Origin of the sequence: Candidatus Chlorohelix allophototropha (genome assembly GCF_030389965.1) — a bacterium.
Lineage (GTDB): Bacteria > Chloroflexota > Chloroflexia > Chloroheliales > Chloroheliaceae > Chlorohelix > Chlorohelix allophototropha.
This window is the reverse complement of record NZ_CP128400.1, coordinates 282839-305591: the sequence shown is the minus strand read 5'-3', so window position 1 is coordinate 305591 and position 22753 is coordinate 282839. Positions and strand designations below refer to the sequence as shown.

Here is a 22753-nt window from a genome sequence, read left to right as displayed (position 1 = left end):
CCAACTTACAACAGGCTATCAGACCCGTTTTTGGCTGATCAAAATGGAATGGTCATTTGGTGGTATTTTTTCAGACGCTTACGCCATTTTTTGATCTAAGCGAGGGAACGATTAATGGTCAGGTCAGGTAGGGAATTATTCCAGTGCTCCTATCGTGTTTGGTTTTAGTTTAGTCACTAAAACTTTAACACGAAGGAGCTTTTAAGGTACTGGTCTATTTATGAAAGGTTCTCATTCAGCTTAAAGGTTGCGCCCGGCAGTACGTGCGTTAGGGTTTGCGCCCATTATACCGGAGCCTTTTTCGCCAAGTCCTTCGATTTCATCTTCTAGACCGGCATAAATATCTTTGAGTCGTTCAATAGTGGAGGCATCGGCTTCCCAGAAACCACGCCCGTTAGCTTCCAGCAACCTGCCCACGATGCCCTTAAAGCTGTAAGGGTTCATCTCGGTCAGCCTTTCGCGCATATTGGCATCGGCGATAAAAGTTTGGTCAATATCGCTGTAAACCCAATTATCTACTGCACCGGCAGTTGCGCTCCAGCCGAAAGTATTGCTGACGCGGGTTTCGATTTCTCGCACACCCTCGTAGCCGTATTTGAGCATGCTCTCGTACCATTTTGGATTCAGCAGTTTGGTGCGAGATTCTAGCCGTACCGCTTCATCTAGCGATTTGATACCGTTGCCCTGACTTAACCCGCCACTAGTAGAGGAGATGCTATCTGCAACCAACGCCGCCGGTTTCTTCCCACCTGTCAGCTTTTCTACCGCTTTGGTCACGCCACCCAGATACTCGTAATAGTGATCCACATCGGTGATACCGACTTCAGCACTATCCACATTCTGGAAACTCAATTCAACGCGGGTGAGAGCAGCTTCCATCAGTTTGCGGGAATTTTCGCCACCGCTCTTGATGCCGTAAGCAAAGCTCTTGCGATTCAGGAAGGCTTCACTCAACTCATCATCATTTTCCCAACTGGAATTGTCCACCATAAAGTTGACGTTTGCGCCATACTGACCCGGCGCATTGCTGAAAACGCGAGCGCAGGCTTCATCGAAAGTCATGCCTTTGGAAACCTCTTCCAAAACATGCTTGCGCACGTAGTTCATTTCAACTGGCTCATCCGCTTGCGCTACCAGTCGCACCGCTCGGTCGATCAACTCCATTTGGTTTGGCATCAGGTCGCGGAAAATACCGCTGACCGTACACACAATATCAATGCGAGGGCGACCAAGTTCTTTAAGGGAGAGCAACTTGACATTGCTAATCTTGCCCAAGCCATCGGTAGTGGCGCGTGTGCCAAGCAGATATAGCGCTTGGGCTACGCCTTCACCATCACTCTTGATGTTATCAGTACCCCACAATACCATTGCGATAGTTTCGGGATACTGACCTTCCGGCAAGTTAATTTCTTCGCGGGCGCGATCTAGCATTGCCTTTGCGCTGCGCTCACCGTTGCGGCGGGCGATTGGGCTTGGCACTAACGCCGGGTCTAACCCGTGAATATTGCGTCCGGTAGGTAGCACTTCTGGGTTGCGCACAATATCGTTGCCGGGGCTAGGCTCGATATATTCGCCGTTGAAGGCGCGTATAATCTGCTTGATTTCGGCATTATGCTTTAGGGTTTCAGCCACTTCTGCCAGATATTCAAACATTGGTTCGCTGTGATGCGTCTCAACTCTTGCCATTGAGTGCAAGTAACGTGCTGCATCTTTTACTGACTTCTCGGTATGCCCTTGCGCCAAGCCTTCCACCAAAATCTTGAGTGACTGCCGTTGAATATGCTCGATCTTCTCCCAGCGCGCTAACAAATTGTTATCTTCACGCGCTTTTTCGCGGATTTCTTCAAGATCAAAGCCCAATCCGGTTGCAATCAACTCGGTTAGAGCTTGCGCTTCTTCATCGCTACCGGGTTTCCCGCGTGAGAAACTGCCGATTGAGTTGAGCATATCACCAAGCATCGCCACATCAGGCGCTTCATCAATGATGTGCAAACCACTCGGTATCAGGCGTTCTTCAATTTCCAGCAAGTCGTTGTACAATGCCAACGAATATTTTTCTGGTTCATTGCGCGGGTCAACATCACGCGGTCTCAGGTTGATTGCCTCAGCCTGTTCCACGATAGATTCAATCAGCATTTCCAGATGACCCTGCTCTTTATCTCCGCCGCTATCCGCTGCATCGGTTTGTGCTGTCTTCTCAGCACGTGCCTTAAAAGTATAGCCATCTCCCAGAGCTTTACGGAATACATTGAGCGTATCCTTTAGCTGGATTAGTTGGCGATACAATCCGGCAGTTTCCATCGGCGGCGAAAGGTAGCTGATAAGCGTAGAGTAGCCGCGCCGCTTGGCGATAGTACCTTCGGAAGGGTTGTTGACACTATATAGATAGAAGTTAGGCAAATCACCGATTAAGCGATCGGGCCAACATTTCGCGCTCAAACCCACTTGCTTGCCCGGCATAAACTCCATTGCGCCGTGTGTCCCGAAATGAAGCACCGCATCCGCTCGCCAGATTTTATCCAGATAGGCATAGAAAGCGGCAAAACCATGATGCGGTGAAGCATTGGTAGCCATCAAGAGGCGCATCGGATCATCTTCGTAGCCGAAAGAGGGTTGGATACCCACCAACAGGTTTCCAAATTGGCGACCAAGCACTTGCATACCGCTACCATCGCTCAGCAACGCGCCGGGGGGTGGTCCCCAATAAGGCTCGATTTCACTCCAATAAGGGAAGTGACGTTGGTAATCGGTAACACTCAAATGAGTGTGAAGGTTTGCGCTGGTTCCATAAGCAGCCGAGTTGCCTTCCACTACCTGATTGCGTAATTCCTCCGCATTAGCGGGTACTTCGACGTTATAGCCTTCTTGTTTCAGGCGTTTCATGAGGCGATAAATGCTTTCAAATACCCCTAAATAAGCAGCAGTACCTACGTTGCCTTTGTTGGGGGGGAAGCTGAAAAGCACCACCGCGATTTTTTTGCTGTGGTTCGGTACGTGCGATAGGGTTGCTTGTCGCGCTGCCCTTCGCGCCAGTCTTTTAACCTCATCCGGTAGCGGATACATGCTTTTATCAGGTCCGCGCTCTACGCCCGCCGCAAATACGCGCGGTTCAGAAGCGCCATCCAGTTCGGGGACTGCCACCTGTAGCGCAGCCTGTACCGGGTTCAAGCCTGTTCGACTTGCTCTCCAGTCTTCCTCACTTTGGAAGAACAGCGAAATAACCGACCACAGCGGACGATTTACGCGGTTAAACTGGGCAACTGCCGCCGAAGCATCGTTTTCGGCAGGACCACCGACTAAGGAGAAACCACTCATGTTGATTACCAAATCAACAGTCGGGGTTACATGCCCCTTCTTGTCCTCATCCAGAAAATAATTCTCGATAGTAGGGCGGAAATCCAAACCTGCCGCATAGCATGGCACTGCTTCTGCGCCGGCTTCTTCCAGTTGCTTAATCAGTTCAATAATATGGCGACGATTTCCGGCAAGATAGAGCGCACGCATAACCACGATGCCCACACGGGGTCTTCCCGCTTGCTTGGGATGCGCCTTTGCCAGCCATTTATCGTAATCATCGCGGGTTTCCCAAGTTTTATCGGGCGCGTCGGGATGGAAGATAGCAAGACGCGGGTAGATTACCGGGTCTTTGGATTTGAGCTTAGGTCCTTTGTATGAAGGGATGTAATGGTCAATGGCGAATTTGAAAAACTCCTCAAGGTTTTCCGGCGAGCTATTCACCCAATAGAGCATAATCATTAGGTAAGCGCGTACATCCTGAGCCTGACCGGGGAGCAGTTTCAGAATGTTGGGAAGGGTACGCATGAGGTTGACCATTCCGTTGTGCATGCCCTTCTTGACCGCCTTGTGACGTTTCAAGCGGCGGCGCGGGGTACCCTCATCTGGGTCAATATCTTCCAATTCTTCAACTTTGGCTTCGGCGCGTCCGTCTTTAGTAACTAAGCGCTTCAAGCTACCCACAAAACCGGAAATTTTAGCAACCGGATTATTCTTCATGAACTGGAGCAAACGATTAAACTCAAAATCGCCTAACCGAGTCAGATTCATCAGAGAGGGCATCGAGTTCATAATTACAATCGAGCGTTCGGGCTTCAATGGCCCGTATTGCTTGATTATTTTTTCTACTCCTGCAACCTGATGTGACAGCGTGACCATGTTCCCTACGAACATATCGCACTCTTTGAAGTCCTGTTCAAACTCGGGCCAACCCGGAGAACCTTCGCTTAATTGTCGCAGTGTCCAGAATTTCAAATCGAGCTTTATGCCGTGTTTACGGGTAACTTCCGCAGCGGCACGTTCGGCGGCACTTTGTACACTATTCTCTATAAGCAGAAAAACAAATTTCATTTTTATCTCCTGATAGCTTCAGCCAGCACTACATGGTAAAAACCTTTACTGAAGTGATGCTGGCGTGAAAGTTCCAATCCAGCCGTAGCAAGCCCACGCCGTACCGCCGCTTCGCCAATAATTTGCATACTGGTGGAGCGATGTCCGCGTGGAAATAGCCTGCCAATCCGGTGCATTGCCTTAAAAACAGGATGAGCAGGAGCATATGTAAAGATAAGGCGATTAGGAGTCAAAGCGGTAAGATGTTTCATAATTTTCCCAAATTGGTCTTCGGGATAGTAGATCAACACATCTAGGCATATTGCCAGATCAACTTGCTCCTGTACGAGATTACCAATAGACTCAAGATCGGATACTACAAATTTCATGCGCTGTGCTATTTCCGGTGGTTCTTCAGCGGCAAGTTGCGCGGCGGTTTCAACCATTTGTTCTGCTAGGTCACAGCCTATTACCGTACAACCGGCACGCGCCAACGCTCTGGAAACTAGACCGGGTCCGCATCCGGCATCTAGCACACGTTGATTTGAACCATTTTCCCAAGCCCATGCTAAGGCTTGGGCTACCATTGCGTTATGTCCTTCGCGCACGGTACGACGAATAAAGGAGACTTTCTCACTGCCATATATCTTGCGCCAGCGTTCATAACCATCGACTCCGAAATAGCGGCGCAGTTCAAGCTTGCGGGTGTCAAGCGGGTAATGCTCAGGCGCGTCGGCTACTGCCATCCACAAATCCTCGCTTCCTTAAAATATGAGGAATACAGAAAAAAGACCGCATTTAAGCGACCCGTAACGGGAAATTTATATATAGTGGAATATAAACCAGTTTCGAGTGAGGCTATAAGGCAAGCAAACTAGCCTAGTTAGTTGGCGTAGTGCGACCTTGATACTACTCGCCCACATTATCCTGAATATAGCAGAGTGAGTAAAAGAAGTATGTAGTACGAACTACTAGAAGAAATAGCATTATTCGGGAGGGAGAAAGTAAAATACTTGAGCGCCGGGAAATGGGTACTGCCCCATCTTACGGTTATAGGTCTGGAGATGTCCGATGAGTCGTTTTATATCCCAATCAAGGTCAGCAAACCGTTGGTCAAGCGCAATCACCAACCCTTGCGGCGGCACTGTCGCCGATTCTGGTGGTTGGGGCAAACGCAAAATATCTGTCAATTCATCATCTCGCATGTAGAAGCGCAAAACATCCTCAACCGGTTTCATCGGTATCATCAGAACAGGGCGAGGCTGTTGGCTTTCCAATTGCCGGATTTGTGCCACCATCACGCGGTAATCATCCCCATGTGTAGCAGTACGGTAATAATATTGGAGGCTATAAATCGAGATTACTGAAAAAAAGAGTAAAACTACCGCGCCTGCCAAACGTTTCCATTGCCATAAACGCTCACCCATCAACAAGAGCAACGTATAGATTGTCGCGCCAGCCCCGCCCAGAAAGTTCCGAGTTTCAAGCTGGCTGTTGGTATAAATCATTACCCCGATATAGGGAGTGATAATGGCAGGCAATAGAATCCACAAAGCCAACACTCGGTTTTTGCCAGTGGTGCGTCGGCGCAAACGCCATGCGGCATAACCTGCCGTCGCACCCCCTACCACCAGCGCCAAAGCCATGCGAAGTAACCATTCATCTTTTAGCGGCAAGCCTAGAAACAAATTAGGAAACCCTGCTGCTTGACGGTAAAAGAAATCAAAATCGAGCTTGTAATACAACCAGCCCGGGTCTGAAACCCGCTCATGTAGAGAACGCAACGCTACAGGTAGCCACGGCAAGTACAAAATAAATGATGCCAGCAGGGAACCGAAAGTATAGAGCAAAGTTTGCAGGCGCGGGAGTCTACCAATTACTATTAGCAACGCTAACGTCACATATTCGCCGATTACCACATATACGCTAAAATAATGGGTATAGGCAATCAGGGTATTAAGCAAAGCCCAAACCGCCCAACGCCAATCCAGCCCAAATTTGCCCGGCTTGAAATCCGAGATGATTTGCAGAAATAGTGCCAGCGAAGCAAAGGCGAAAAGCGTTACCAGCACATAGTTCTTGGCATATTGCGAATAGTAAAGATGGTAGCCATTGACTGCTACCATTGCAGCGCCCGCCAATGCCCACCAACGCTCAACCAATTGCCGGAACAGCCAGTAAGAAACCGGGATAGTAGCAGTACCAATCAGCACCGAGAGGAAGCGCACGTTAAATTCGTTATTCGCGCCCCCGCAAAGAAAAGCCCAAAGGCGAAACAGAAAATAATATAGGGGCGGTTCGATTGCATTTGAAACAGTGTTTACAATAGTAGAAAGGTCTTGCCGCGCGACATTGTAGTTGAACACTTCGTCCCATACCGCCGGAATACTCTCGATGTGATAAAGGCGCAACCCTAATCCCACTAGAGTCAATAATCCCAGCGTCAACCAGACAAGCGTATTCTCTCGTTGCTTTATGAAGTTTTGTGCCGGGAGAAGCCACGTCACCTGTAGCTGCCCCTTAGTCTCTACCAAATATACACTCCTGAATTTTCAAGCTAACAGCGGGTTAATATAAGTTACCCAACCGCGCTTGTCAAACTATAGTAGCTAAATAGCTGTCCAGAGAGGGAGTATAGGTAATTCTCTGAGGTGGCTCAGGATGGGGTACAGCGCGATTCGTAGGATATTAGCTTTTACTTACTCCGGCTATAACCATTGCCAGATTTTGCCTGAATGCTTCACCAACCAGTTTCTTCCAAATCAACTCAAACCCATTTCTCTTTTCTTCCAAAGCTGCCAAACGTTCATCCCGATAATGCAAAATAGCTTCATTATCGGGGTGTTTCAAAAGTAAATGTTCTGCCCGCGCAATACCTACCCAATGATCTTGCATTTGCCCTAGATAATCCTGAATATGGGATACTTTATCAACTAGTGTGTGCGCTTCTTCTGGTAAAGCCTCTTCGAAAAAATTAAGGGTATAACGGAATTTTTTGCATGCCACTCTCAACCGATGTAATACAGGTAAAGGAGCAGGCATTGCAGTTTCGTATGCCAGCACCGCCTCATAACTTTTCCAAATAAAACTACCCGCAAAGTGTCGTACTAGGGTTGGTGCAACCTCATGTTCAGCTATTCTCGGTTTTAGTTCCCCTTTTCCGTACGTTTCGATAAGTGCTTCTAATTCAAGCAAAAGCCGTTGCACAGCTTTAGTTCCTAATGTATCAAGCATCGCAACGCGGGCTTTTTGATTTATTTTAACGATGGCTTGGCGGAATTCTTCCAGTTGCGTATGAGTTTCAGGAAGTTGCTGGCTTATATATTCATTGAGGTGTTGTAGCAATACATCACTATCACGGGTTGCGCCCAAAGCGTTTGCCAGTTTGCGCAGATGTTTTCTGAAACGGCGCGTTATTACCGGATCAAAGACGCTTTCTTCTAGCAATTTCAGAGTTGCGCGGAGTCGCCGAGTCGCCACCCGCATATTGTGTACCCCTTCCGAGTCATTTGCGTCACGTGCAAGCGTTTCATTTTCCAAGAATTTCTTCAGATTACGCCTTAATATTTGGCGACCTGCCTCAGACATGAGCATTTCAGAATGTAGTTTGAATTCAGTAGAAGCATTAATAAGAGGGTTATTAGTAATTAATAAGTGAGAAAGTTGGTCTTTTTCATTTTCCAATTCATTTTCTTGCATTCTCTTTCCTTATTAAAAGACGTGCAGTTCTAAGCCTAATAAATATTTCCAATCGGTACGGCTCTGCCCATTTCGGTAGCTTGTCGGTCAGAAACTGCTCTACAAACTAAACTGTAAAATTGTAATCAAAATTTTTTCTTTTTCTCTCCAACTATTTTAGCAAACGTTCCCTATTCTAGACAGTATCATCCCGGCTGAGATAGTGATCTCGCCTTGACTTTTGAGGCAGGTTGCATTATTCTAAGCGAACCGAATAATCGGGGCGTAGCTCAGCCCGGTAGAGCGCTTGCTTTGGGAGCAAGAAGTCGGAGGTTCGAATCCTCTCGCCCCGATCTTTTTATTTTAAATAACTTTTTCCTATATTGTATGCCTTTTAGAGCTTGCTAATCGCATTTTACTTTACAAATCGGTATACATCTGCTACTATCCTGACCATAAGGGCTTGACGGAGAGAACTTTACAAGCAACCAAACAAATACCTTCATCTGTTATTTAAGATAGCATCACAATTTACCGGCGAAGATAGGCGGGAAATTGGAAGTAATTACTTTGCCGCTTGCGCGTATAAATGCGGTCCCTATTGAACTTGTTTTGCCTGAGTTGCAAAATAAAGTTGTGGCTGCAAATGTTCCTGATTTCGGTAAAGGTAGCGGTTATCTTTTCCGCAAAGGTCAGATATTATCTGATAATGTTGAAACCAGAGCGGCAATAAAGAGTCTGGGGACTAATGCCCCACAAGGTTTTGAACTGCACTTAATTGTACCGGGGGCAGGCGATGTCGGCGAAGATGCCGCAGGCTTGGCGCTTGCACAAATGGTCGCAGGTTCTGGCGTGGAACTTTCAGGACCGAGCGAAAGCCGCTATAATCTACTTGCTACAGCACGAGGGTTGCTGAGTATTGATCTGGAGCGGTTGGAGCGCTTGAATGAATTACCCGGAGTAGCGGTTTTTACCCTTTACAATCATATGGCAATTGAAGCCGGGAGAGAGGTAGCGGGCGCTAAAGTTACCACGCTGGTCTATCCCGAAGAACACCTGCGAACAGCGTCACTAATTTGTGAGGGTGCGCCAATCATCGATGTAAAACCCTTCTTGCCACGAAAAATCGGGGTAATTTACCGAGAAGTTCTTAAAGAATCGGTACGTAAACGCTTTGTAGATTCTGTACGTAACAAATTGAATTGGTTTGGGGCAGAAAACTTGGGTGTACAGCAAGTGCAAAGTCTCCAATCCGAGTTAGTGGAAAGACTCAGGGCATTTAAGCAGCAAGGAGCAGAACTGGTATTGCATGTGGGGGGTCATTCCTCCGATCCGCTCGATCCCATCTTTGGCGCATTGCAAGAAGTGGGGGCGCGGATGGAACGTCAAGGAGCGCCCGCCCACCCCGGAACACTCTTTTGGTTAGCTTACTGGGACGAAATGGCAATATTTGGTTTAGCAAGCTGTGGCATGTTCTCGGAGACTACATTGGGTGATCTATTTTTGGCTCGGTTTTGTGCCGGAGAGCGGTTAACCAACCGGGATATTGCCCGGATGGGTCACGGTGGGTTATTTATCCGCGAAATGGCTTTTCGTTTCCCGGATTACGGGCGCAAATAGCGATTTAAACAATACTAATCTGGCAAAAAATACTAAAAAGAACTACGGCTATGGAAATCAACGGTAACGTTCCTATGAAAATTGACCGCGAAGAAGTGTGGAAATCACTTTTTAGCGCGGAAGCATGGAAAAATGCGGTTCAAGCAGAAAAATTTGAGCAGGTTGGCGTAGCGCTCTTCGATGTTGCAGTAATGGTGGATTTTGCGATATTAAAAGGGTTGCACGATGCCCAACTTATGTTTAACGATATAATCCACAATTACAGCAGCAATTTTAATGTTGAGAATAAGCTGGTCAAAACAGTTGAAGGAACCTTCGAGCTAAAGCACCCTGACGAGGTTGAACCTGAAGAAGGCACAGATAGCCATCCCGAAGGCACTAGGACTATTCTCAACTATCGGCTCAATATGGATGCCGGTAATCCCCTTTTTAATGCTGCCTTTGAAGGTTTCAAGCACAAAATACAAGAAGCTTTTGAAGAAATCTTGGCACGTCTAGAGACTGCCGTTCATTATTAGGGCAGTTTGCAGTATTAAAAAATAACCCACCCGAATACTTTAGAAGGTTTTACTAGGTGGAAATCAACGGCGATTATAAATTAAAAGCGCCTCCTGAGCTTGTTTGGAACAAGATTATGGACAGAGAAATTCTAGAGAAATCTCTGCCCGGTTGTGAAAAACTGCTTCAAATTTCCCCTGAAGAATATGAAGCCACCTTGAAAATTGGGGTTGGTTCGATTAAAGGAACCTACAACGGAATACTTCGCCTTACAGAAATTCAAAAACCTTTCCACTATATTTTATCAATAGAAGGTGGCGGTACGCATAGCCACCTCAAAGGTCAAGCTGTTTTTGATTTTGAGGAATTTGACGCAGGCAATAAGCTCTATACCTTAGTTAAATACAAAGGTGAAGTGCATATTGGTGGGAAACTTGCAGATATTGGAACCCGCATGCTCTCACCGCTCGCCAAATTGCTGATCGGGAACTTTTTTAAAAGTGTCGAAAAGCAACCTTATAATCAAGATATGCTTAATAAAGAAGTAGTAAATCCTGGTATTCAATCTTAGTTAGTAAGAGGAGTAAAACTCGTGAAGAGGACTATTACATTGACCGTAAACGGGACTACTTATACTCGTGACGTTGAACCACGCACTTTGTTGGTTCATTTTTTGCGAGAAGAGTTAGCATTGACCGGAACCCATATCGGCTGCGATACCAGCCAGTGTGGTGCATGCACAGTTCTTCTAAACGGTAATAGCATAAAAAGTTGTACTGCCTTTGCAGTTCAAGCAGATGGGGGGGAAATTACCACCATTGAAGGTCTGGCGGCTGAAGATGGGAAATTGCACCCGCTTCAGGAAGGTTTCTGGGAAGAACACGGTTTGCAATGCGGTTATTGCACACCGGGCATGATTCTATCCAGCGAACAGCTTTTGCAACGCAATCCTAACCCCTCCGAAGAAGAAATCCGCAAGGGTATTGAAGGTAATCTGTGCCGCTGCACCGGCTACCAAAACATTGTGAAAGCAGTACAACACGCCGCTAAAAATTCCGCAGCAAAAGCCTAAAGCAGTATCGGGGTAAAACCCAGTTTCATAATAACGAGGAGGTTATAAATATATATGGGAGCTATTTCCGGTATGGTCGGCGCACGCATTAAGCGCCGAGAAGACCCCCGCCTTATCACCGGTAATGCCAGCTATACCGATGATTTCAAGTTTGTAAATATGTCCTATGCCCACTTCTTACGCAGCGATTATGCGCATGCTCGTATCAAAAGCATTGATACTTCTGCCGCTAAAAAGCACCCCGGCGTTCTGGCGGTGTTGACGGGCGAAGATTTGAAGGGTAAAGCTGGTGAGATGGTTGCAGTGCCGTTTGGAGCTAATTGTATAATTCCCCCTCATTCTGCCATTACCAGTGATAAAGTTCGCTATGTCGGTGAAGTAGTCGCGGTGGTAATTGCCGATGACCGCGCCACTGCTCGCGATGCTTCTGAGCTTATAAGTGTGGAATATGAAGAACTTCCCGCAGTAGTTGATATTGAAGAAGCGGCGAAGGGTTTACCCGCGCTGGTACACGATGGCATTCCCAACAATATCGGTGCAACGCTCGAATTTGGCGATGCTGCCAAGACTAAAGAAGCTTTTGCCAATGCGGAAGTAATCGTGGAGCAGCGCTTTAACAACCAACGCCTTGCCCCTAGCCCAATGGAAGGGCGCGGTTGCGTGGCGGTTTGGCAAAAAGGCGAGGATGCGCTTACCCTCTATACCAGCACCCAGATTCCGCACTATACCAGAACCTTCTTGGCATTAACCTTGAGCATCCCCGAACATCAGGTGCGAGTGGTTGCACCGGAAGTAGGTGGCGGTTTTGGCGCAAAACTTAATTACTACCCTGAAGAATTGGTTTGTGCATATGCCGCCCGCAAGCTAGGTCGTCCGGTAAAATGGAGCGAAACCCGCAGTGAATCGTTGGCATCTATGATTCACGGGCGCGGTCAGATAGATTATGTGCGCATTGCTGCCAATAAAGACGGCACAATTCTCGGCATTGATATTACCGCATATCAGGATATAGGCGCTTATTATCAGGTGCTGACTGCCTGTATCTCTGCCCTTACCGGCTTGATGGCAACCGGCGCATACGATATGCCCGCCGCTTATTTCAAGGTTTATAACGTCATTACCAACAAGGTTTCAACCGATGCCTACCGAGGCGCGGGTCGCCCTGAAGCAACCTATTTCATCGAGCGCATAGTCACTTTGTTGGCGAATGAACTTGGGATGGATCAGGCAGAAATCCGCCGCAAGAATTTTATTCCCAAAGAAAAATTCCCCTTTGCCACTCCGGTTGGGCTTACCTACGACAGCGGCGATTATGATATTGCGTTGGACAAAGCGCTGGAAATGTTTGATTATGCCAATATGCAGAAAATGGCGGCAGATGCTCGCGCCAACGGTCGTTACGTTGGTATCGGGATGAGCAGTTATTCTGAGGTCTGTGGCATGGGTCCTAGCAAGGGCATGTTTACCAGTGGCGGTTGGGAATCTGCCACCCTGCGCTTTGAGAAAACCGGGAAAGCCACCGTATTCAGCGGCGCTTCTCCCCATGGTCAAGGACAGGAAACCAGCTTTGCCCAGATGGTCGCAACCGAATTCGGCTTGGATTATAACGACGTTATCGTTAAGCACGGCGATACGGGCAATACATCCTATGGTTTAGGAACTTACGGTAGTCGCGGTACTGCGGTTGGTGGCGCGGCGTTGGCAATGGCAATAGAAACCGTTAAAGAAAAAGCTCGCAAGATAGCTGCCTCTATGCTGGAAGCCAGTGAGGAAGATGTGGTATTCGATACCGGCAAATATACGGTGAAGGGCGCTGCCGGTGGTAAAAGCGTGACGATTCAGGAAGTGGTATTTCGTGCCTATGTAAATCCGTTCGATGGTATCGAACCGGGTTTGGAATCCACTCGCTTCTTTGAGCCTACCAACTTTACCTTCCCGTTCGGTACGCACATTTGCGCGGTAGAAATTGATGCCGACACCGGCGAGGTGAAATTCCTCAAGTATGTAGCGGTGGACGATGTGGGCAACCAGATCAACCCTTTGCTAGTGGAAGGACAGGTTCATGGCGGCTTGGCGCAAGGTATCGCCCAAGCTTTGTATGAGGAAGTAGTGTACGATAGTGACGGTCAGTTGGTAACCGGTACTTTGATGGATTATACCGTACCGAATGCCACCGAACTGCCGCACTTCGAACTCGGTAGCACTTGTACACCTAGCCCGGTTAATCCGATGGGCGTAAAGGGCGTAGGCGAGGCAGGTACTATCGCCAGCACTCCTTGCGTGGTGAATGCGCTAATGGATGCTTTGATTAATACCGGAATAAAAGATATAGATATGCCGTTGCGCCCTGAGAAGTTGTGGCGCGCAATCCACGGAAAATAGGAGAGAAAATAGATGATACCTAGCACTTTTGAATATTTTGCTCCCGCCGGTTTGGATGAGGCACTTGCGCTTCTTTCCGAACATGGCGATAACGCCAAAATCTTGGCGGGTGGGCATAGCCTTATTCCGGCTATGCGCTTGCGTCTTGCTCAACCGGGCGTTCTGATCGACATAAAGGGCTTGCGCAGCCAACTTTCTTATATTAAGGAAGAGGGTGGCAGGATTAAACTCGGCGCAATGACCAATTACTACACGATTGAAACTAGCGACTTGCTCAAGCAGAAAGCTCCTATTCTACCGGAAGCCGCCAGCGTTATCGGCGATGTTCAGGTGCGAAACTGGGGTACTATCGGCGGCAGCACCGTACACGCCGACCCCTCCAGCGACCTTCCCGCCGTATTATTGGCTCTGGATGCCAGCGTTACTCTCAAGAGTAGCAAGGGTGAGCGCGTAGTAGCCTTGAGCGATTTCTTCGTATCCATTCTGACTACCAGCATTGAACCGGGTGAAATCCTTACCGAAATCAGCTTCCCTACTCCGGCGGGTAAGAAATCAAGTTACAAGAAGCTTGCCAACAAAGCCAGTCACTATTCGGTGGTTGGGGCGGCAGCGATTATCGGGGTCGATGGCAATGGTGTTTGCACCAGCGCCGCGATTGGTTTTAGCGGTCTGGCAGCGATTCCGATGCGCAGCGCAGTAGTGGAAAACGCATTGGTTGGCAAGAAGCTTGACGATGCTACAATCGAGGCAGCTTGTAGCGGAAGCGCCACCGATGTGGATGCACTCTCGGACTTGCATGGTTCACACGAATATCGTAGGGCGATGGCGGACGTGTTTGCCAAACGCGCTATCAAAGCGGCGTTAGCAAGCTAATATAGCGAAAATTCAAAAAAGGGCGAACTTTCAATGTTCGTCCTTTTTTTTCGTTGGTGCAATAGAGTCGTAATGGTCATAGAATAATCCCAGCGAGCCAATAACTGGCTTAGAAATTTTTGCGTATCCCGCTTTAAGGGAACCAGTGTGCACGATGATTGGAGCAGTTACTGAGCTTATAGCCAGTGTCTGTGCGGCATTTTCGGTTCTTAGTTGCAATTCTTCTGTTGCTATCAGACTTTTTATTTTACAGCCTTGTCAAGGACCTGCGTAATTACTCCAAATTAGGGATAAAAGCTGATTTCGCAAACAGTATCGAAGTTGCGGAAGAGCATTTCTTAATATCGCTCAACAAAAACCACCGATTTGTTCTTTATCTCTTACCATTTCTCAGAATTTTCATACCGAAACTGTTTCTAATCACGGCTTACATAAGATTTACTAAAGCGACAGTTAAGTGCAAGGTATCTGCCAAATATTTTCCCAGAAATTTTCTAAAATTAGAGCAAATAAAGAAGATTAGTTAGCATTATAACTGAAAGGATATCAAAAATGGAAGCAGGCTTAACTTATCATGCGACTCGTCGTATGCGACAAAGGAATTTCAACCAGCAAGAAATATATTATATCCTAAACCATGGTCGCATTGAGAGAAAAACAGGTATTTGCTTTTATTTCTTAGGTGAAAGAGATATTCCTAGAGAAGATCGAAACTTGGACTGGGTACAAAAACTGATAGGTGTCACTGTTCTTTTAAGCGCAAATCAGCAATCAATTATCACCATATATAAAAACCCTAAAGCTCTTCGGACTATCAAAAAGAAACTCAAACACCGTATTTTGCCAGCAGACAAAGCAGCTTAATTTAGTTATCCCATTTAATAAGCTCTGAAATTTCCCCCCCAAGCTTTTTGCATAACCACTTCGCATTTTAATCGGTTTCAAACTGCCGTCTTATAGGCGGCAGTTTGTATCGCTAAGCAAAACACAGGCTTTATGAGCCTATACTTAATTTTAGACTCTTTCAAGATTACCGTCTGGTGCATAAAGGCTGCCCCGGTTACGTTCCAGCGGTTCAAATCGGTACAACCCTTCAAGGCTGAACGTTCGGGAAGCTAACACATTGCCCCTAGTTTTTGAATGACTTATCCACTACCTTCAATGGTTTTCTAGCTAGCGTTGATCTCGGATATTCACATTAAGATTGCTTGTACTTTCAGTTTTAGTGGGCATAGACTTGAACAAGGCTTTTACCCCAACCGTAGCAGCTAACCCGGTTGCAGCCACTCCCGCCGCAATTTTTGCAGCGTTAAACATGTCCTCACGTCGGTTCTCACCTTCACTCTGCTTGCTCCGGCGTATGCGATTAATTCGCTCCCGCTCTAACTTGGGAAATCTAATGCCCTTAAAGGCAGTGAAAGTAAGAATAAACCCTACTAGGAATAAAGCAGCTATTACTAATACCACTACTCCGGCAGTGCCATTTCCAGTTGAATAGTATCTTTCAGAATAATAAGAGTAGCTGGATTCAGTAGAAACTAGTGCAATACCTATTATAGCCAGGAAAGCCGTGATTATCCCCAGAATTATTCTTAACGGTATAAGCCACGGTTTGCGATCGCGCTTTAAAAGCTCTACCACTTCATCCCGGTTGTTATACTCAAAATTGGTAATAGGTAAATCCAGCAGATTAACTTCCTTTTCAAGCAAACTTATCTTCTCAATTGCCGGAGACTGGATCCAACCCAGCACATTCTGACCGATGGTGCTGGTATAAATCACGTTGAACCACTTCTCGTTGGGGGTACGTGCAATCATAATCAAGTTTGCACTTGGTGGAACGCTAGCACACACCATTCCTTTTACATGAGGAATGGTAAAGAGGTTATAACGCTCGGTGCTGACTACTGTGCCAGTTATATAAAGCTGTTCACCATTCTGGATTTGCACTAGCATATCCAGACGCTGATCATCCGGCTTGAGTGGCACGACCTTACTGTCTGTTACCTGCTCCAAATTGCGGGTGGCTTCCTCCTTAACCTGCCTCAAAATGGCAGCAGATTTATCCTCTTTACGATCAGGAATTACAGGTTTATCCAAGGTAACGGTCTTATTTTCAAGTGTCCGGTGTGCCTCCTCGTGAAAAGGATCAAGCTCAATGGCTTTTTCCAGAAAGCTTTTTTTCTGGCTCTCACTGATGGCTACCAAGGAAGCTAGGTAATAAGTCTCGCCATCAGGGTTTTGCTTAAAGGCATCGCGTAATAATTTGCGGGCTTGATCAATTTCAAATGAGTCAATTGCGTTGCGAATCTCAATATTATTTTCTGCCATAACTTTTGCCTTTCTACTTGATAATAACCAAGCTACAAATGGTTGCGTTAGATTTACCCAGCTTTATTCTGGCGTAAAAATATTCTCATCTGCTTTGGGTGTGTACTGTATCTTCTTGCCAGACGAGTCAAAAAAGGTGATATCTACTCGTACCGGATAATCAACCGTGATAACTCCGGTATTGACCCTTATTCTCGCAATGCCGTCTGCATCCGTAAGACTATTTAGACTTGCTGGAAAATATCGGTAATTAAAATAAGCATATGCCCCTAGTCCAGAAGTAGGCTGACGTTTTTGTAAAATGCGGGCATAAACCGTGACATCACTGTATTGACCCGGATTTTTCGGTGTTACACAAACCTGCATCATCGGCTCGGTAGTATAGGTCTTGTCGGTAATTTCAGGTAAGCACCCTACGCTTCTGGCGATAACAACCGGCTTGGGCGTAGGTGTGGGAACCGACGCGGTAGCGGTAGCGGCTAGCTTATAAGCCTCGGCGGTGGCAGTTGCCGATACGTTCTGGTTATTAGAGCTTACAACCGCGAGTGCGCCAATAATTACCCCTGCAACCACCATCACAGCCACACCCATCATCAACCATGTCCAGACGGGTACGCCTTTTTTATGAACCACCGTTGCTGTTACAGTTGGAATAGCAGTTTGTATTTCAAGAGAAGCGGGATTAGCTACTGTCGGAGTATATTCCATTAGCGGAGCTAGTTGCCTGCTCGAAAGTTTCTCCAACTCATTAGCAGCAAGCTCATGCCAGGGGTCAAGCTCCAACGCTTTCTTGAGAAATGACTCTCGCTGCTGGTCATTCAAGGCTACGCGCGCGGCATAATAATAAGTGTCGGCGGTAGGGTTATTTTGCAATGCTTCTCTGATAAGGCGGCGCGCTTCTTCTATATTATCCGCCTCAATCGCTTGTTTAATCTGCTCGTCCATATTTATGCTCCACTTTTTAGAATATTTTAAAACTCGCTTGTTAAATCAAATCCTCTAAGCAGTCTTAACTTAAACCATCCTTAGGACAATCTACCCATTGACATTGCCTTCTATGAGTTTCGTCAGACCTTATAGCTTTTCCGCCTTTCCCGGATTGCCCTTTTTCTTAAACAGATTCTTTGATAAAGGGGACAACTTAACTGTTCCCTATTACTTCCAGAAAATTGTGCTTTTCGCTATTGACCATAAGCGGTGGCATAAGCAGTAGCGCCAACGTCCTTACCGCTATAGGTGGCTTTGGCAACGATTGTAAAAGCTTCTGTTTCGCCACTGGATAGGAACATCCCTTTGCCGCCTACAGGAATAGAGCAAGTAGCTATACCACTTGAATTTGTATAACTTGAACATGTCTCTGAGGTTAATTTGGAGTAAAATCTAAAATTTACAGATGTTCCAGAGACTGGCTTGGTATTAGAAATCAGTCTGTAATAGAGATTGATTTTGCCATTAACTGACGGGTAAAAATCTGATGGATCAGCACAGGCTTCAAAGTAAGTACCGATTTGCTCTGCATAACCGCTGGTTAGACATTTATATGAAGAAATGTAAACTCTGGGGTCGGGCGTAGCGGTTGGGCGGCTATAGCCGCTACTGCTACTTGAGCTGCCATAATTTTTAGAAGAAGAGTTAGAGGCGCTTATTACGGCAATAATTATACCTAGCACCCCGATTACTACTAAAACAAGTGCGCCAATAACTAGAATTTTAGGGAATTTCGGTTTTTTGATAGCATACCCCGGTTGTATAACGTTATATACCTGTTGGGGCGATGTAGATAGGTTATAGTTGATAGGGTACTCTGGAGTTACAGTTGCCTGGGCAACCGTCATAGCGTTTTCAGGTTGCATGCCGTATTGGTATTGAACAGGAGTTTCAGCAACAGCCACCGGATTTACTTGTTGCTCTAGTGTCTGATTCCCCTCTGCGTATTGAGGATCGAGTTCAATGGCTTTCTGTAGAAAACTTTGACGCTGATTTTCATTTAAAGCCACTTTCGAGGCGAGGTAATAGATTTTGGCATCGGGTTGTTTCAAGGCATCTCGCAATAAAAGACGCGCCCGTTCTATTTCGCCTGCTTCAATAGCTTGCTGAATTTCATCAATTGTATTTTCCATATTTCAATCGGCGCAATGCCTGCCTGTACAAGTAGCGCAGAGGATGCGCCGCTCCTTTCTTTCTTGTAATAGTACAATCGCTCCAATTTCCTACTAAATCCCTATCCCAAATAGGTTTTACATCAAATCTTCATAGCGACCTTCCGCCCAAACTACTGCGTAGATGGTCAATCCGTTGGTATTGCCTTCAATATATTTCATATTGTTCTGCCCTTCTACAAAACCAATGGAGACAATGTTAACCCCTGCCAAACTGATTTTAGTTGCGCCAAGCCCTTGAATATTGGTTGAAGTACCGGCAGCGGCGGTCTGATAGCCTTTACTGGCAAACTCGCGTTGATAAAAGGCAGCTACCTTATCTTTGGAGTCACTGCTTGCAAATACGTAATACTCGGTATTCCGCAAACCCATTAGCTTGCCGAAGCCCAGCGCAAGCGCAGTATCTCTTTGCTGTTCGGGTTTCAAGGTGATTAAGCGTGCGCCCGGATAAACCGCTACAGGCAGATTCACAGAAGAGGTATCGGCAGAACCTACTTGGTTTCCACCATCTGAACTAGACCCACCAAGGGAAGCAGTACTTGTTCCGGCGTAAGTAGAGGAATTAAAGCTGCCCGATTGGTTAAAAGAGGTGGCATAAAAACTGGTGGAATTGGCTACTGTGGCAACCACTCTGGACGAGGCTGAGTTTGTTCCACCGATTAAAGCAATAGCACCAAAGGCGATTCCGACTAATAGGGCGATTCCGGTTATACCTATTGATAACCATAAGAATTTCTTCTCAACCGGTTGTAAAAATGGCGGTAGTGCTACTACTTCCGCATTGCTCTGATTAATCATTTGTTGTCCATAGTTAGACATTTTAATTTCCTTTCAGTCCAGATTCAGGCATACCTTAATAAAATCCAGGCAATACAACTTGGCTAACAACTGGTCGGATTTAATATTTATTTTGGGATTTCTCTAACCTTTACCGCTTTAGTTATAAGCTATTTACTACGTTAAAGGTTTTCATAAATCTGGCAATAAGCTATCGGTTTTGCAACCTTGCTAACATTCCAGTTTATAACCCATACCCCTAATCGCTCGGATATAGGGTACGGTGTTATCGTTGTCCATTGCTAGAGCTTTACGCAAACGCGAAACATGCGTTTCAATGGGTCCGCCGTAAAAATCTGGGTTAGGGTTATCGACCGGATATATAGCTCTTGAAATTTCGTCTCTTGTCACAACTTGACTGGATTTTTGATAGAAAAGCCAGAAAAGTTTCCATTGATTAGCGTTCAGAGTATAAGTCTCGCGCCGACCCTCTCGCTCTATTGTTACTTGCAAGCGATTGGGATCGGGCAAGATGCGGCTACGAAGTGACACTGTTCGGTCTATTACTAGGCTATCGGTTCTGGTGATCATCAAATCTTCAAAATTAAAGACAAGCCCTCCGATAGTTATCCGGTCACCATCTGCGAGCATATGGCTGGTCTTTATCAATACCCCGTTCAAATAAGTGCCGTTCTTACTATCAAGGTCGCGCAGATAACAACGCCCATTGCTGAAAGAGATAACGGCGTGATGCCGCGAACAACGCTCACTTCTCAAAACAATATGATTATCGGGGGCGCGCCCCAAATTTATTGAAGGCGCACCCAGCACATGTACTTCACCGTCTTCTGCTACTAGACGGGGGTAATCAACTTCTGCCATATCTTTAGACCTGCTCTAAACCTTGCTTATCTTTACACTCTCAATTCGGGGTGGCTTATTATTATTTTTCATGTCAATTCTAATACCAGCATAACCCTTGAGAGGTATCAAATCTTTAGTATCAGTAGTAGCTTCAAACTTGGCTATTTCCGTTGTACCACTGTAGGCATAAATGTTTGTATCTTGCACTACTATATTTAATTCAAGGGGACTGAGATAGCCGCAATTACCGAAGGCATTGAATGCATAACATTTGGCATCCCGGTTTAAGAGGGTAGGGCGACCATTTTTGATTGATATCCATTGAGCAGAATTACCACTTAAGTTAAGATATAGGTAATTACTCTCATCCTGATAACGCACCAAAATAGATACTTGAGCAAGTTCCCCAGGTAACTCCCATATTTTTATTTTTAAGCTGTAATTTTCCCAACTTGTGTCACCGATAAATACTGCTCCTTTACCACCTGATAGGAGAGTATAACCTCCGTTATCTACTGCCCACTTACTGTTACCTTGCTCATTTACAGGTCTCCAGTCGGCTTTTGCGCCACCCTTAAAGTTATCCTCAAAAGGTAAACTTACAGGGTTAGTCGGGGTTCCCGCAGCAGTGGTTGCCGTTGTGGCTGCTACCGTAGCGGTTGGTAACGGGGTTACGGTTGGCGCTACTGTAGGCGTGGCAGTCGGCTGCGGAGTAGCAGTCGGGACAGGAGTCACGGTTGCAGTCGGCTGCGGAGTAGCAGTCGGGACGGGAGTCACGGTTGCAGTCGGCTCAGCGATAGTTGTGGTTGGAACCGAAGTAGCGGTCGCAGCTACTGCTGCCTGTGAAGTTCCTGAATTACTGGAAAGAGCAAAGAATGCTCCCACCCCTGCGACAATCAAAATCACCAACCCGACTAAAATCGCCACTACAGGCGCACCCTTTTTCTTTGTTGGTTTCGGGGAGGTTGACGGCACTGGAGGTATCACCACAGTTGGAGGTGCGGGGTTAGGTACGGTCATTTCTGGTGGCATCGCCCCACGCTTTGCCTTTTCCATATCGGCAAGAATATCATCGGCAGTGTTGTAGCGCTTATCTCGATCTTGCTCAATCATGTGCTGGATAATGTAATCTAGCATTGGGGTAACAGCGCTATTGAGCTTGCTAGGCGGCATTACGCGCTTCATCTTATAGCGCTCCCCGGTCAGCATCTCATAAAAAACCAGACCAATTGAATACAGGTCGCTGCGATTATCCAGATAACCAGTATCTTTTTCCTGTTCTGGAGACATATAGAGCGGCGTACCGGGATGGCTTTTTGATAGAATCCGGCTACGCGATGATTCTTCCGCCAGTTGGGCTACTCCGAAATCCGCCAACTTTGCGCCGTTGTCTGTCAGTAAAATGTTTGAAGGCTTTACATCCCGATGTACAATCCCGGATGGGTGAGCGTGAATCGCTTTGACCGCTTTTAGAATATCGTAAGCAAGTGGGTAAAATTCATCCAGAGACATTGGTTTACCCTGCCGATTTTGTAATAGGTCATAAAGGGAACCTCTGGGCGCTAACTCCATAACCAGAAAAATATTTCCATCCTTGTCAATTTCTTTACCATAAATTGTAATGACAGGATAACTGGTGAATTGTGCGTTCAGAATGGCTTCACGTTCGAAGCGGTTATTAAGTTCTTCGAATTGTCCACTTTGACGAAGATCAGAGGAATTAATCAGTTCTTTTATTGCTACATTTCGACGCAAAGATGCTTCATAGGCGAGATATACTACACCCCCACCCCCCTTACCCAAGCGCTGTTTGATCTCATATTTTCCAAGAATAATATCGCCTGGTTTACGCTCTGCCATACAAATATCCTCCAAGGCTGACTAAAATTATAAATTAATTTTAGCGGTTATGAAAAAAATTTTACTGTATATTAACAAGTGAAGATTTTCACCAATTATTTTCCTGCTGCAATGTTTATTTTCACTTTGGCAAAATTAACTTAACCCTAACATGGGTTGAAGATATTCAAATTAACTGGTATCGGCTACATTGCGCTGGATGCGAGGTTCTGATTTCCTTTATAGTATCTTTAGTATAATCTAAAGATCGCTTATTAGCAACTAAACTTTATTGGTTTATTCTTAATGATTATTA

The 22753-nt window shown here is 46.2% G+C and carries 17 protein-coding genes and 1 tRNA gene; 8 read left to right on the top strand and 10 right to left on the bottom strand.

Features of this window, described 5'->3' with window-relative positions:
- Positions 1 to 240: 240 nt before the first annotated feature.
- The 4 genes from OZ401_RS14060 to OZ401_RS14045 form a co-directional block, all read right to left on the bottom strand.
- Complete coding sequence (locus tag OZ401_RS14060) at positions 241 to 4365, bottom strand: magnesium chelatase subunit H (protein WP_341471098.1); 4125 nt, start codon at positions 4363 to 4365, stop codon at positions 241 to 243.
- A gap of 2 nt (positions 4366 to 4367) precedes the next feature.
- On the bottom strand, positions 4368 to 5090 hold the full coding sequence (bchM, locus tag OZ401_RS14055) for a magnesium protoporphyrin IX methyltransferase (protein ID WP_341471097.1): 723 nt from the start codon (positions 5088 to 5090) through the stop codon (positions 4368 to 4370).
- A gap of 240 nt (positions 5091 to 5330) precedes the next feature.
- The gene (locus tag OZ401_RS14050; RefSeq protein WP_341471096.1) at positions 5331 to 6878 is read right to left on the bottom strand and encodes a glycosyltransferase family 39 protein; all 1548 of its coding nucleotides are present in this window, start codon (positions 6876 to 6878) and stop codon (positions 5331 to 5333) included.
- Positions 6879 to 7032: 154 nt separating this feature from the next.
- A complete protein-coding gene (locus OZ401_RS14045) occupies positions 7033 to 8043 on the bottom strand; it encodes a CHAD domain-containing protein (RefSeq protein WP_341471095.1) in 1011 nt (336 codons plus the stop codon).
- A 258-nt stretch (positions 8044 to 8301) separates the two neighbouring features.
- Between OZ401_RS14045 and OZ401_RS14040 the strand changes: the two genes are divergently transcribed.
- The 8 genes from OZ401_RS14040 to OZ401_RS14005 all read left to right on the top strand — a co-directional run bounded on the left by OZ401_RS14040 (position 8302) and on the right by OZ401_RS14005 (position 15331).
- A tRNA-Pro gene (locus OZ401_RS14040) sits at positions 8302 to 8375 on the top strand.
- Positions 8376 to 8577: 202 nt separating this feature from the next.
- The gene (locus tag OZ401_RS14035; protein WP_341471094.1) at positions 8578 to 9642 is read left to right on the top strand and encodes a molybdopterin-binding domain-containing protein; all 1065 of its coding nucleotides are present in this window, start codon (positions 8578 to 8580) and stop codon (positions 9640 to 9642) included.
- 50 nt (positions 9643 to 9692) lie between these two features.
- Complete coding sequence (locus tag OZ401_RS14030) at positions 9693 to 10160, top strand: SRPBCC family protein (protein WP_341471093.1); 468 nt, start codon at positions 9693 to 9695, stop codon at positions 10158 to 10160.
- Positions 10161 to 10216: 56 nt separating this feature from the next.
- Positions 10217 to 10711 carry an SRPBCC family protein gene (locus OZ401_RS14025; protein WP_341471092.1) on the top strand — a complete coding sequence of 165 codons (495 nt, stop codon included), beginning with the start codon at positions 10217 to 10219 and terminating at the stop codon, positions 10709 to 10711.
- Positions 10712 to 10732: 21 nt separating this feature from the next.
- Positions 10733 to 11212 (top strand): (2Fe-2S)-binding protein, encoded by a 480-nt coding sequence (locus OZ401_RS14020; RefSeq protein WP_341471091.1) that lies wholly within the window; start codon positions 10733 to 10735, stop codon positions 11210 to 11212.
- 54 nt (positions 11213 to 11266) lie between these two features.
- Positions 11267 to 13594, top strand: a complete 2328-nt coding sequence (locus tag OZ401_RS14015; protein ID WP_341471090.1) for a xanthine dehydrogenase family protein molybdopterin-binding subunit — start codon at positions 11267 to 11269, stop codon at positions 13592 to 13594.
- A gap of 12 nt (positions 13595 to 13606) precedes the next feature.
- Positions 13607 to 14467: an FAD binding domain-containing protein gene (locus OZ401_RS14010; protein ID WP_341471089.1), complete on the top strand. Its 861-nt coding sequence runs from the start codon at positions 13607 to 13609 to the stop codon at positions 14465 to 14467.
- A gap of 552 nt (positions 14468 to 15019) precedes the next feature.
- The gene (locus OZ401_RS14005) at positions 15020 to 15331 is read left to right on the top strand and encodes a DUF4258 domain-containing protein (protein ID WP_341471088.1); all 312 of its coding nucleotides are present in this window, start codon (positions 15020 to 15022) and stop codon (positions 15329 to 15331) included.
- 309 nt (positions 15332 to 15640) lie between these two features.
- Here the strand turns inward: OZ401_RS14005 and OZ401_RS14000 are convergent, their stop codons facing one another.
- The 6 genes from OZ401_RS14000 to OZ401_RS13975 form a co-directional block, all read right to left on the bottom strand.
- On the bottom strand, positions 15641 to 16798 hold the full coding sequence (locus OZ401_RS14000; protein WP_341471087.1) for a hypothetical protein: 1158 nt from the start codon (positions 16796 to 16798) through the stop codon (positions 15641 to 15643).
- A gap of 63 nt (positions 16799 to 16861) precedes the next feature.
- Positions 16862 to 17743, bottom strand: coding sequence for a tetratricopeptide repeat protein (locus OZ401_RS13995; RefSeq protein ID WP_341471086.1), 882 nt, complete (start codon positions 17741 to 17743; stop codon positions 16862 to 16864).
- A gap of 236 nt (positions 17744 to 17979) precedes the next feature.
- Positions 17980 to 18918, bottom strand: a complete 939-nt coding sequence (locus tag OZ401_RS13990; RefSeq protein ID WP_341471085.1) for a hypothetical protein — start codon at positions 18916 to 18918, stop codon at positions 17980 to 17982.
- Positions 18919 to 19035: 117 nt separating this feature from the next.
- Complete coding sequence (locus OZ401_RS13985) at positions 19036 to 19776, bottom strand: hypothetical protein (RefSeq protein WP_341471084.1); 741 nt, start codon at positions 19774 to 19776, stop codon at positions 19036 to 19038.
- A 189-nt stretch (positions 19777 to 19965) separates the two neighbouring features.
- Positions 19966 to 20616, bottom strand: coding sequence for an FHA domain-containing protein (locus tag OZ401_RS13980; RefSeq protein ID WP_341471083.1), 651 nt, complete (start codon positions 20614 to 20616; stop codon positions 19966 to 19968).
- A gap of 15 nt (positions 20617 to 20631) precedes the next feature.
- Positions 20632 to 22458: a serine/threonine-protein kinase gene (locus OZ401_RS13975; protein WP_341471082.1), complete on the bottom strand. Its 1827-nt coding sequence runs from the start codon at positions 22456 to 22458 to the stop codon at positions 20632 to 20634.
- Positions 22459 to 22753 lie beyond the last annotated feature (295 nt).